This is a genomic window from Paenibacillus lutimineralis, assembly GCF_003991425.1.
In the GTDB taxonomy this organism is placed as follows: Bacteria; Bacillota; Bacilli; order Paenibacillales; family Paenibacillaceae; genus Fontibacillus; species Fontibacillus lutimineralis.
Window position 1 is genome coordinate 5,490,147 of sequence record NZ_CP034346.1, and the last position, 13,384, is coordinate 5,503,530.

General features: G+C 49.4%; 6 protein-coding genes. 1 reads left to right on the forward strand and 5 read right to left on the reverse strand.

The genetic code is table 11. The annotated features are described in order from the left end of the window. Positions 1–43 precede the first annotated feature (43 nt). The 5 genes from EI981_RS24425 to EI981_RS24445 form a co-directional block, all read right to left on the reverse strand. Positions 44–6,316, reverse strand: a complete 6,273-nt coding sequence (locus EI981_RS24425; protein ID WP_127002656.1) for a 5'-nucleotidase C-terminal domain-containing protein — start codon at positions 6,314–6,316, stop codon at positions 44–46. Between the two features lie 607 nt (positions 6,317–6,923). Further along, a complete protein-coding gene (locus EI981_RS24430; protein WP_127002658.1) occupies positions 6,924–7,877 on the reverse strand; it encodes an ABC transporter permease in 954 nt (317 codons plus the stop codon). Beyond that, positions 7,861–8,937: an ABC transporter permease gene (locus EI981_RS24435; protein WP_127002660.1), complete on the reverse strand. Its 1,077-nt coding sequence runs from the start codon at positions 8,935–8,937 to the stop codon at positions 7,861–7,863. The genes EI981_RS24430 and EI981_RS24435 overlap by 17 nt, the downstream gene beginning before the upstream one ends. Then, the gene (locus EI981_RS24440) at positions 8,934–10,463 is read right to left on the reverse strand and encodes an ABC transporter ATP-binding protein (protein WP_127002662.1); all 1,530 of its coding nucleotides are present in this window, start codon (positions 10,461–10,463) and stop codon (positions 8,934–8,936) included. The genes EI981_RS24435 and EI981_RS24440 overlap by 4 nt, the downstream gene beginning before the upstream one ends. Before the next feature lie 258 nt (positions 10,464–10,721). Beyond that, a complete protein-coding gene (locus EI981_RS24445; protein ID WP_127002664.1) occupies positions 10,722–11,828 on the reverse strand; it encodes a BMP family lipoprotein in 1,107 nt (368 codons plus the stop codon). Between the two features lie 328 nt (positions 11,829–12,156). Here EI981_RS24445 and EI981_RS24450 point away from each other — a divergent pair, with 328 nt between their 5' ends. Further along, positions 12,157–13,290, forward strand: coding sequence for a virulence factor (locus EI981_RS24450; RefSeq protein WP_127002666.1), 1,134 nt, complete (start codon positions 12,157–12,159; stop codon positions 13,288–13,290). Positions 13,291–13,384 lie beyond the last annotated feature (94 nt).

Here is a 13,384-nt window from a genome sequence, read left to right on the forward strand (position 1 = left end):
CCTACGGGACAGCCCTTTGATTACAATATGCTAGAACATGGCCTTACTTCTCGTATGTCAACTTCTCCATCATCCGATTCAGCACAGCGGCACTCTCAGCTCTTGTCGCATTCAACTTCGGCGCGAATTGATTGCGACTGTCACCGTTCATAATACGAAGTTCGTTCAGCAGCTGAACCGCATCCTTGGCCCATGGGCTAACATTGGCCTCATCGGCGAACTCCGTTTGCGAAGCATCGCCGCGTTGGTATCCGGCATATTGGAGCGCCCTGGAAACCATCATAGCCATCTCTTCACGTGTAATCGACTGATCCGGTCGGAACGAACCGTCGGCATAACCGTTAATGATGCCCGCATTCACAGCGGCTCGTACCTGTGCGGCATGCCAATCGGTTGCCGCTACATCCTGGAAGCCGTCTGGATCAGAAGGAACGGACAGTCCTAATGCCCTTACGATCAGAGACGTGAATTCTGCCCGTGTAACCGGAGCGTCTGGTACATAAGTCGTATGCGTGCGCCCGGTAACAATCATTTTAGAAGCAAGAGACTCCACATCGATCTTGGACCAGTGATCGGCAATATCCACGAAGGTGACGGAGTTCTGGATAACCAGATAAGTCCCGTTCGCCTGACTGTAAATATCGATCTGACTTCCGTTCACTTTGAATGGTACAGGGATATAGTTGCCGCCAACCAGACGAACCACCGCAATCGATGCTGCTGGATTTGGATGCTGTTCCAAGGCAATCACTCTCTTGACATAGGAGGCATATTCGTTCAAATCAAGCGTCTTACCATTGCCCGTTTGCGCAGCTACATTGTAGTTCACCGCTTGCAGCACTCGGTACCCCTGGGCTGCTGCTGTTTTCACTGCATTGGCATCTACGGCGAGCCTAATCACCAGCCGAATGTCATCGGTAGTGTTCGAGCCCACCCGCTTCGCCAATGCTTGAAGATCAACTTCCTTCTGAGGTAGATCATAGCTTCCAAACGGCGTTACGAAATTCAGAATTCCGGCGTCTGCTTGAGCAAGCCATGCTTGGAGCGCCCCATTATCTACGGTAATAGCAACGGACTGGAACGGCTCTTTGCTTGCTGCCTCAATGGTGACCTTACCGCCTGTTGGCTGTTTCAAAGCTCCCTTCATTTCCTCAGCATTCACCGTGCCGATCGCCTCTCCTTGCTTCATTTGAAGCTGTACCTTTACTTTCCCCGTCTCTACCGATGGCGTCGCCCCTGAGCTTGGAGGATTTGTCGAACCCGTTGATCCTGATGAACCTGAAGTACCCGGTGTGCCCGGAGTCCCTCCTCCTTCTCCAGGCTGTCCTGGTCCTTCGGGAAGCGGTGTCCCCTTCAGATCAATGATCCGTCCTTCCACGGCCGAAGTTTTATCCGTAATGGTGCCCATTTTCTTCACGTAGTCTGAGAAGACCTCGTAGTCCGGCAGATAAAGAAGGTTGACGCGTCCTTCCAGATACGCCTTTTCAAGCGAGGTATAGAAATCGCCGCCCTTTGCGGTGAATACGTTCGTAGCTACCTCGTACGACTTGTTCAGGTTCAGCGGCTCATAGCCGTTCTTGCCCTTCACCTCAATACGGAGCACACGCTCGCCTTCCGACTTTGTGGAATCATAGTAGAACCTCATTCCGGCAATATGCGGGAATCGCCCGTCCTGAGCAGGAACTTTGGACACGCCATTCTCCATCGCTTCCTTGATTTCCTTGCCTGTCAGCGTAATGGTAACGAGATCATTATTGAACGGCAGAACCGTCATCACATCACCCATGGTAACTTTACCAGCTGCGATGGACTCCCGGATACCTCCCCCATTCTGCAAGGCAATCACTGCATTCGTCCCCGCTGCCTGAGCCGCATCGAGCATGCCGTCGGCAATCAAGTTCCCGAGGTTAGTCTCCTTCGTCCGCACATCAGCGCGCACACCATTTAGCATCACTTCCGTCAGACCGACTTCGATCTGCTTCAGTTCCTCAATACCCGGTTTGTATTTGGTATTCAGAATGTCCAGTGCTTCCTGATCCGGCTGGATAACATACTGCCCACTCGCATTCTTCTCATCAATGGAGATAAGGCGGCTGTCCCAATCTTGGAGTACTCCCTCGTCGTCAAAGACCACTTCGAGCTTGCCGAGGAATTGCCCCTTCTCACCCGTCTGCACAATCAGCTTCGGCTCATTGCCGCTGCGGTCCACGACCGCTTGATCGAGCTTGGTATGACTGTGACCGCCTACGACAATGTCAATCCCATCAACCGCTTTAGCAAGATTGACGTCAACATCATACCCGAGATGTGTTAGGGCTATAATTTTGTTAACCCCTTCACTCTGCAGCATGGCGACGGTATCTTTGGCCTTCTGCACCGCATTATCGAATGTAACCAGACCTGGCGATGCAATATTGGCCGTATCCTCCGTAGTCAGGCCGAACACACCAACCTGTTGGCCGTCCACCTCCATAATTACCGCCGGATAGACGGTGCCAGCTTCTTCATTCCGTGAGACCTCGTTCTTGAATTTCCCTTTTAGCACAGGATCGGCTGAGAAATTAACGTTCGAAGATATGAATGGGAAATCTGCATGTTCAATGAATGAGTTCAGCACCTCCGAGCCTTTATCGAACTCATGGTTGCCGAAGGTCATCCCATCATATTGAACCAAATTCATGAACTCCAGGTCCGCTAAGCCCAAGTATTTATTGAAGTACAGTGTACCGGAGAATACATCCCCTGCATCCAGAAGCAGCGGGTTGATCGAGCTCGCCTTCTGTTCCCGAATAGCAGCAACCCGACGCGCAATATTATCCGGTGAACTCACGGTATCCAGGTTGGCATGCGTATCATTCGTATGCAGTATCGTTAGCGGGAATCCGTCGATCGTCTGCTTTTGCAGATCGATCTGGGCCACAACCGGATCATGATCGGACACACGGCCTTTGGAAGCCGGGAAATCTGCATTGAGATGAACAACATCCACCTCTGCAGACCGAGTCAGGTTCTTGCTAACCAGGATTTGGTCCAGTACCTGCGAGTTGCCGTCATAGGTGTATGTGTATTGTTCTTCTAGCGGCAATGTCTCAATCAGACTGTCCAGTTCATTTCCTTTCAAAATCTTCGCAGTTTCCGTAAATTGGAAATCATTCAAGTCGCCCATTACGATGATGTTCGACTTCGGATTCCCCTTCAGAACATCCTGGACAAATCCGTTCACAACAGCGGCGATCTCATGGCGCTGAGCTTCGCTGGAGAGTACCGGCGGCTGCGTGCTGCCAAAAGGCCCCTGGTCGCCGGACTTCGAGTTGAAATGATTCGCGATTACGATTACTTTCTCACCGCGGAACTCGAACTGGGCTGCCAGCGGTTTACGTGAGGCATTGAACGCGCTATTGGTCGGATCAATCCGGCCCGGATTGAAGGTCAACTGATCCTTGTCTGTATCATAAGCTACCGCATCAGCAGACGATCCTTTTTTGCCATGGACACTGTCTGACAACTGAACGCGATCCGGATTGTAGAGGAAGCCTACCCGGATATTTGCCCCAGGCGCTCCGCCATCGCTGTTGTTGACCGGCGCGATATCCGTGAAGCTGTAAGCTGGCCCGCCAGCCACCCGAATCGCATCTACCAAGGCTTGATAGCTCTGATCTGCTGCTGTTGTTCCATCGTTCTTCTCCCCATTGTTGTCTTGGACTTCCACCAGACTGATGATATCCGGGGATTTCATATTCATGACGATCGACTCTGCCAGCTTGTTGATCTTAGCAGAACCTACTCCCGGATAGTAGTTCTCAATATTATAGGTTGCAACTCTCAATTGGTCGTCCTTGACATCAATAGTCGATACTTCTTGTTGGAAAGGACTGCTTTTGATAGCTGGCAGTTTGCCCAGCTCTGGAATCACTTTGAAATTGCCGTTATTATAGCCGATAACCCCAACGACATCGCCTGCGAATGTATCGCCGGTGCTTACTTCCTGACCAGGATTACCGTAAGCAATAATAAGGCGCTGCGGGTTGAAGTTTCCCTGCTCCTTCAGTACCAGCCCACCGGCCGGCGTAATTACATCCGGTATATCATTCTCAACGCGAGTGGCAATATTGTAAGTCCCACTGCTTGTCCAGTATGGACTGATGATCGTCGGTTCTGTGAGTCTGATTCGCATCCCTTCCAATGATTCATAGAAATCAATCGCATCCTCATCCGGGTCGAAGCTCTGCAATCCATCATTATCAATAATCGATGCAGGGATTGAACGCCCGCCCTTACCTAATGTGATCGCCTCCGGCAGTGGCTGATTCTCCTTGAGGGTCTGGTAAGATTGAAGCTCGATCTGGGTTGTCGTCAAATTGCTGGAGCTTCCTTCGTTATATTCAGCTACTTTGCCGTTGACGGATACTAGATCGCCCACTTTAGGCCGATTAATGCTCGTAGAGTATACAAAAATAGCATCCGACGTTTTCGGATTAGAATCTGGTGCGGCATCCTGGATGTAGAAACCTTTGATATTTCCATTAGAGAAGGTATAGCCGTATTGCGTAACGATTCCCTCGACGTTCTTGACCGTCTGTCCATTGTAAGGCGAGGAATGGTCCTCTCCCTGAATATTCGCGATGCGCGGCTGCTCCGTGGCCATATAAGCGAATTCGAACACTTTACTCACATTACCACCGGACTCAACGATCGCTTTAATGGTCATATCATGGTCGACCTGAATTGGCGTGCTGTAAGCTGTGCTCGCTGTCGTTGGCACGGTTCCGTCGACAGTATAATAGATGTTTGCATTTGGAGTTGGACTGGACAGTGTGACCATACTCCCAACAATAATCAGACCTGCTCCTGGACTTGCAATGACAGAGAACATGTCTTCTATCAGGGCCGCATCATTCAGCGGGATCAGCTCATATATATTGCCATACTGTTTCACCACGCCCGTTACACGGCTGAAGGTCTTGCCTGCCTTCAACTTGGACAGGCCGGAATAAATAATAAATTCATCTCCGCCCTGTACAGCCGTATACTCACTTGGTCGGTTCTCAGACTTAATAGAGACATCCTCCAGGTAGACGAGCCTGGCTTCGTATGCTTCCCCTTGATTGGCGGAGAGATCCGCTCCTTGAATTTGAATAGCCTGCGGCAATCCGATATCTTTGTCGGTTACTTGATACGGCAGCAGTGTATGCGATTTAAGCTCCTGAAGATTGTTGTAAATCTCCATAACTCCGGCCGCACTGACCCGGTCTCCGACACCCGCAGTTTGCGGGTAATCGTAGAGTACGATGCCGGCTGTATCGTCTTGAATATAGATCTCTTTGCCCTCGATATGTGTGATGATACCTTCCGTCCAGACATGCTCGCCTTTTGCCTTAACACGCGCTTCAGCGACAGATGTCTTCGCTAGAATATCGTAATCGAAAGAGGTTGTTGGGCCATCTGCGACCCCATCCATGGCCGCATAAGCATCCACTCGCATCGGCTCGTCTAGCACGATCGGTCCATTTACAGGCTGGAATCCTGTTCCGCTCCCGCCTGACCGATAAATATCCGCATAGACCGAAGCCGTGACTGAAGGTGGGCTTAGCGTGATCTCCGTCCCTTGCGGCCAAGCATTAGGCTCTGGATTCGCCGTTACACGTCCCAGCCCGCTGCCAGGATCCACTGGCGTGTGGGGAGATGCGCTGTTGCGTGGATCAGGTGTATCAACTCTAAAATCAGTTGCGTTATTATCTGTATCCAAGCCGCGATCATCTGCTTGACCATTGGTTAATTGTTTACGAATCGCAGCCGTTGAATTTGACAGCGCTTTCGTAGCGCTGTCCTCGAAATCATTTGCAGAGCCATACCCAATCAGATCGATGCGGTTGCCATTTACATCTACCAGATCAACTTTACCATTAGTGCCGCTTAAGTCTATTTGCCCTTGAACGTCAGGTGTAGGCAAAGATTTTCCGTTGCCTGAAACACCGTTCTTCTCTTGAATCAATAAATATGAATAAGGCTCGATCATACCGTTCAAAGAAGTAATATTAGTAGTATTAAAACTACCGGTTGCGCTGGCATAACGAACTTTCCAGCCTGTAAGATCAACTGCTTGACTTGTAGGATTGAACAATTCGATGAAATCGTGGGTGTACTCGGCTCCGCTGTTCCCGCCGCCCCCATAAACCTGGCTGATCACAATTTGATCATTTTGCGGTGAAGCTTGTACCCTTTGCCCAGAACCGAAAGGAACAATCGTGCTCAAGAGCATGACGACAGCCAACAATAAGCTTATCTGCTTACAGAACCTTTTAAATCGCAAGCCCATTCTGATGATTCACTCCTCTATTAAATTTTTATAGACTCACTCTCAATATATGCCAGCATTGTTATAGCAGAAGTAACTGATAGTATGTTTTGTGTAAAAAGAACTTGAGACTGACCGCGCAATCTTTTCATTGCATTGTTACTGTCGTTATACTTACTTGTCCCCCCTTCTAAAATTTGTAGTGGTCGTTCAAAAAGTTCTACCTCTGAGATCCGATCTAAGTCGTTTTGAAAAAACCACAGCAGAATCCGTAAACTTTGGTGCTATGAGCACTCCCTTTTTTAACTCGCACTTATGGTGCGTGTTTAAAAGTACGGTTTTCAGCACCGAGAAGGTTGGATGAAGCTAGGGTCTGAGGAGCGCAGCGTACGTAGTGGGTACGTGAGCACCGGAAGGCCCGGCTAAATTCAAGATTCGATGCCGAATAGGCTCTCAGTGTTACTTCGTGATCAAAAGCGGACTTTTTGAACAACCTCTTATAGCGTAAAAAGACCCTCTTACCGGGTTCTTGCCTTCTAGAGACTGAACTAGTGTAAGAGGGTCTTCATGCTATTGTATGGTAGACTTGGATGTCTGCAATGCTACTATATGCAATCCTATGCCGATTTTACCGTTTTCCAGAATCAAAAGGCTCTCCGACGGCTTTCGGTGCATTGGACGATTTCGAGAAGATAACCAGGGCGATCAGTGTCACCACATAAGGGAGAATCTTCAGAATGACTGGCGGGAATACGGCCAGCGACGGAATGACCTGCGATACGTTAGCTACGGTGCTGGCGAAGCCGAAGAATAGGGTTGCCAGCAAGATGCCCATCGGCTTCCATTGACCGAAAATTAACGAAGCCAAGGCAAGGAAACCAAGGCCCGCCACATTCCCGGTAAACTCTCCCGAGTAAGTCAATAGAATTGTCGCACCGCCCAACCCGGCAAATGCCCCGGAGATCATAACGCCGATGTAACGCATAGATCTCACATGGATACCAGCTGCTTCGGCAGCATGCGGATGCTCACCGCAAGAACGAAGGCGGAGGCCAAATGGCGTCTTGTACAGCAGAAATGTACTGAGCAAGAGAATGATTACGACTAACAATGTCGATGCATACATTTTGGTGAAGAATAAGGGACCAATAATCGGAATCTTGGATAGCACCGGTATATCGAAAGGCAAGAAGCCCTGTGTGATCCGAATATTCCCACTACCAGTCATGTTACGTGCCAGGAAGATGGTCAAGGCGCCGGCAATCATATTGATCGCCGTTCCACTAATGATCTGGTTGGCGCTCAGATTGATACTCGCGAAGGCATGCAACATGGAGAATAATGCGCTTACCACAGCAGCAGCTAGCAATCCTACCCACAGAACCCACCACGAGCCCTGATAATGTTCCTGTAGCTTCGATACGACAAAAGCACCGGTAAAGGAACCGACAATCATCAACCCGTCGAGACCGATATTCACGACCCCGCTTCGTTCACTGAACAATGCGCCCAAGGCGGTAATCAAAAGCGGGATAGTGAACACGATAGCATACGGAAAAATCTGTTCAAGCGTTGTCCACATGGTCTTGTTCCCCCTGCTTTTTATTTGCTGCACGACGCACCTTCAGCTTGCGAATCAGTCGTTCGATAAGAATGCTTGTCGCGGCAAAATAAATAATGATGGCAATGATAGTGTCTGCAATTTCCGGCGGGATATCGGTCATGGCATTCATGAATCCCCGGCCGGAATATAGTAAACCGAAGAACAGAGCCGACGCAAATACCCCTAATGGCGCGTTCGCACCAAGCAGTGCGACAGCGATGCCGTCAAAGCCCTGGGTCGGCAATATGCCAATTTGAATGCTGGACGCATTCCCTGTGTATTGTGCCACCCCTGCCAGGCCAGCGATGCCGCCAGAAATGAACATAGACAGCACAATGCTCCGTTTAACGGCGATGCCTGCATATTCAGCCGCGTGTCGGTTGAATCCGACCGCCTTCAGCTCATAACCAAGCGTCGTCTTGTTAATCAGGAATGCGACCAACAGCACGACGAGAACCGCGACAAAAAAGCCCAAATTGATATAGGATCCCTGGAATAAGTTGCTTAACCATTCCTGATGCAGCATCGCTCCTGACGGAAGCTGGCGCGATTCTGTCTCCAGGCTAGTCCCTTTGAAGTAAGCTGGAACAACATAATATACCGTCCAGTAAGCGATCCAGTTCATCATGATCGTGGATACGACTTCATGCACGTTATACTTGGCCTTCAAGAAGCCTGGGATAACAGCCCACAGAGCACCGCCGATAAACCCGATGATTACCATTAACGGCAAAAGAATTGCGCTAGGCAGATCCAGCGAAAGACCTATAGCTGTTGCTGCGAAACCGCCGATAAGCATCTGTCCAGCCGCTCCGATATTAAACAATCCAGTACGGAACGCAAACGCAACCGATAAACCTGTCAGGATAAGCGGAGTTGCTGTAGCCAACGTATTTCCGATTCTTTCTGGGTTCTTAAGTCCGCCCTGGATGAGATACATATACCCTTCTACCGGATTATGACCAGTCACCGCCATAAGCAATGCCCCTGCGATAAGTCCAAACACAACGGCAAGCAACGATTTTACGCTGTTATTCATGCGGTGCCCTCCTCCTTATGATACCCGGCCATCATGAGCCCGAGCTCTCTTTCGTTCGTTTCGGAGGCATTAACAATCCCTATCAGCTCGCCATTATTTATAACTGCGATGCGATCCGCCAAGTTCATTACTTCGTCCAGTTCCAACGAGACGAGTAGAACAGCTTTGCCCTTGTCTCGCTGCTCCACAAGGCGCTTGTGTATATATTCAATAGAACCCACATCAAGCCCCCGGGTCGGTTGAACCGCTATCAGAAGATCGGGATCACGTTCTACTTCGCGTCCGATAACCGCCTTCTGCTGGTTGCCTCCAGACATCGAGCGAACGATTGAACTTCCGCCAGTACCTGACCGGACATCGAAGCTCTGAATAATATGCTCTGCATGCTCGCTGATCGCTGCTGACTGAAGCAGACCCTTCTTGGAGTATGGCGGTCTGTTGTACACTTCAAGAATTAGATTCTCCTCGAGCGTGTAATCCAGCACAAGCCCCCGCTTATGGCGGTCTTCGGGAATATGTCCAATTCCACTGTCATTGCGCTGGCGAACGGACAAGTCATTTAGAGTCTTCCCGTTTAAGGTTACGGTTCCGCTCTCTATAGAACGAAGACCGGTAATGGCCTCAATTAGCTCAGACTGCCCGTTGCCATCTACCCCTGCAATCCCTAATATCTCGCCGGCTTTTAGACTAAGACTGAAGGATTTAAGTGCTTCGACCTTCTTACTGTTCTTAACCGTGAGCGATTGGACCTCAAGCACAGTTTTACCCGGCTTGCTCTCTTCTTTGTCTACCTTAAAGGATACGCTACGTCCTACCATCATTTCAGCCATTTCTTCGCGGCTGGTGTCGGCAACATTCACTGTTCCGATCGTCTTGCCACGGCGAATAACGGTACATCGGTCTGCTACTGCTTTGATCTCCTTCAGCTTGTGGGTTATCAAAATAATGGACTTACCTTCGTTAACCAGATTCTTCATGATATCCTGAAGGTCTTTGATCTCCTGCGGAGTCAACACGGCGGTTGGCTCGTCGAAGATGAGTACTTCCGCATCGCGGTATAGCATCTTAAGAATCTCAACCCTCTGCTGCATGCCCACCGAAATATCTTCGATTTTGGCATAAGGGTCTACATTGAGGCCGTATTTCTTGGACAGTTCCTCTACCCGCTTGGCAGCGGTTCTCACGTCCAGGCCGAAGAAAAATTTGCGAGTCTCACTGCCTAGAATAATATTCTCGGTCACGGTAAATGGCTCAACCAGCTTGAAATGCTGGTGCACCATCCCGATGCCAAGCTTGTTCGCCACATTCGGATTCGAAATCCGCACTTCCTGGCCTTTCACCTTAATGACTCCACGGTCAGGCTGATACATGCCGAACAGGATACTCATCAGTGTTGATTTGCCTGCCCCGTTCTCACCCAGTAGGGCATGAATCTCGCCCTTCTGCAGCCTAATCGTAATGTCATCATTGGCTACGATACCCGGAAATTCCTTGCGGATGCCCACCATCTCGACAACATAGTCCATGGTATAGGGATCTCTCCTTCTTCAATAGTAAGTTTTGTGTGGTTCGGAAGTTAACCAGAAAAACGCCAATCGACGCACCTCAACGAGAAAGACCTCGGCAAATGGTCAATTTGCTTGCGATATCAGGATGTATAGCTCCTGCTGCATATTATTCTCTTCGTTACCTTAAAAAAAGACGGAGGAAACTCCGTCTTTTTTATTAAACTCGATGTCGCTTGCTTCTAGGATTACGTCGATTCAGTTGATCCTTGATAGGGATTACTTAATCAGGTCGCCTTGCTCACCAGCTACAGTAATCTCTCCGGATTTAATCTTGCCATATACTTCGTCCACTTGCTTAAGAATGTCTTCGCTAAGGTTCGGATTCTTCTCTGGAAGACCTACGCCATCGCTCTTCGCATCAAGGGTAAGTGTCTGTCCGCCTGGGAACTTGCCTTCCATCTCAGCCTTAATCATGTCATAAGCAGCTTGGTCAATCTTCTTGACAGCGGAAGTAAGGATAACTGATTTGTCTCCTTCATAAATGCCGTCTTGATATTGGTCAACGTCAACGCCTACGACCCAAACGTCTGAACCGTTCTTAACACGAGTCTTCGTCTCGTTGATAGCGCCTACACCTACGCCGCCAGCAGCTGCGAAAATAACGTTTACGCCGCGGTCATACATTTGTGCAGCGAGTTGGCTGCCTGCTGCAACATTATCGAAGGAACCTTGGTATACTACGTTCTCTTTGTTGATCACTAGTTTCGTACCTAGATTTTCATTTGCATACTTCACACCCTGTTGGAAGCCCCAGTTGAACTTCTGTACAGGAGGAATTTCCATACCGCCGATAAAGCCGGCTTGCCCGTCCTTCACGTGCAGGGCCGCCGCTACGCCAGCCACGAACCCAGCCTCATGCTCCGCGAAGAAGATGGAGACAGTATTCTCTTTTACGACCGGCTTAGCGTCCCCAGAGTGTGGTGCTCCGTCGATAATAACGAATTTAGCATCAGTATATTTGTCTTGAGCACTAAAAATAGCGGTTTCAAATTTGAAGCCAGGTGTTACGATAAATTTGAAGCCAGCATCGTACAGATTACCGATCTCTTTCGAATAATCTGCTTCCGTTGTTCCGGCTGGTTTCAAGTATTTGTAATCCATCTTGAAATCCTTGTTAGCCATCACGATGCCCTCATAGGTACCCTGGTTAAAAGACTTATCATCGATTGTTCCAGCGTCCGTAACCATCCCTACTTTAAAGTTCGCTTTAGGCGTATTTTCTCCACCATTACCGCTGGATTCCGATGTCGATTTGTCTCCGCATCCCGCCAACATGGTGACCGATAACACCAAAGTTAATAAAGCTATGACCCCTTTTTTCATTTAGGACAACCCTCCTATGAATGTGTGCACAAATAAATGATAGATTCGTGCTACCTACAATATATTAATAAATTTTGCTCTTTTCAACATGAATTCGTAGGATTGTATCAAACTGCATCAATACCGCGGTAAATCATTCAAGTCCCTATTGGAGAAATTATGTAAAAAACACCTTGAACGAATGCTCACATTTTCCCAAGGTTTAATTTACCAATTCCTTTAGCTGGCTTGGGATTCACGGCTTATTAAGGTAGAATAACTATAAATAGAGCGAATTCAAAAATCCAAATTTTTAATTTCTTTGTGAAGGGAGAATTGTGAACAAATTATGAAAATTATTTTTATAGAACCTACCCCTAGCCCCAACTCTATGAAGCTACATCTGGACGAGAGCCTGGAGCCAGGGATTCGCAGAACATACACATTGGACAATGAACGCTCCGCTCCGGCCTGGATCAGACAAATGCTGAACATCCCAGGGGTGAAAAGCGTCTTCCACACCGCAGATTTCGTAGCATTGGATCGTAAGGGTGGTGCAGACTGGGCCGCAATTCTGGCCGCCGTCCAAGAACAATTCGGCCAGGATCATGTGGAATCCGCCTGGAATCCGGAGGATGGAGAAGCCCATGGCTTTGGCGAGGCACAAGTATTCGTGCAGTTCTTCCGTGGTATTCCAATGCAGATTCGTGTTAAATCTGGCAATCAGGAGGAGCGTATTGGACTATCCTCCCGTTTTGTTGATGCCGTCACTGAGGTCGCCAGCGCCACATTGATTAAAGAGCGTAAGCTGGTCGACTACGGTGTGCGTTATGGCGAATTGCCAGATATCGCCCGCGAAGTAGAGCAGGAGCTTGAAGCTGCTTATCCGGCTGAACGGCTGCAGGAGATCGTGAGTCAAGCGATTGCCCATGGCCATAGCGATGCCGAATTTGTCGAGCATCGCCGCGTGCTCAGTCTAGTTGAAGTTGTTGAGCAAATGCAAGATAGCGACTGGCATGTACGGTATGCCGGGCTTGAGGCACTTCAGCAACCAGGACCAGAGGCGATGCCTCTGCTTACAGAGGCACTGCGTGACAAACAGATGCAGGTCCGCCGTCTGGTGGTCGTCTACCTTGGCGACATCCGTACGCCAGAAGCAATGGAACTGCTCTATGAGGCGCTGCGCGATGCTTCCGCAGCCGTTCGCCGTACCGCTGGCGATACGTTGTCCGATATCGGCGATCCGGCTGCGACAGGGCCAATGATCGAGGCGCTGCAGGACAAGAGCAAGCTTGTCCGCTGGCGGGCGGCGCGCTTCCTGTACGAGGCGGGCACCGACGATGCGCTTGAGGCATTGCGTGCCGCAGCGGGCGATCCAGAATTCGAGGTCGGCCTACAGGCCAGAATGGCCGTGGAGCGGATCGAATCCGGAGAACAGGCCGCCGGCACCGTCTGGCAGCAAATGGCGAAGCGCGAAAGATAACGACAGTTAATTTTTAGTGGTTGCCCTACCAGATGGCATAAGATATACTTGCTAATGTTGTAAGGCAACTTGTTCAAATTCCCCTATAATTGAA

Excerpts from the sequence above, each read along its gene's own strand:
- EI981_RS24425 (WP_127002656.1), bottom strand. The coding sequence starts at position 6,316 with ATGGGCTTGCGATTTAAAAGGTTCTGTAAGCAGATAAGCTTATTGTTG.
- EI981_RS24445 (WP_127002664.1), bottom strand. The coding sequence starts at position 11,828 with ATGAAAAAAGGGGTCATAGCTTTATTAACTTTGGTGTTATCGGTCACC.
- EI981_RS24435 (WP_127002660.1), bottom strand. The coding sequence starts at position 8,937 with ATGAATAACAGCGTAAAATCGTTGCTTGCCGTTGTGTTTGGACTTATC.
- EI981_RS24440 (WP_127002662.1), bottom strand. The coding sequence starts at position 10,463 with ATGGACTATGTTGTCGAGATGGTGGGCATCCGCAAGGAATTTCCGGGT.
- EI981_RS24430 (WP_127002658.1), bottom strand. The coding sequence starts at position 7,877 with ATGTGGACAACGCTTGAACAGATTTTTCCGTATGCTATCGTGTTCACT.
- EI981_RS24450 (WP_127002666.1), top strand. The coding sequence starts at position 12,157 with ATGAAAATTATTTTTATAGAACCTACCCCTAGCCCCAACTCTATGAAG.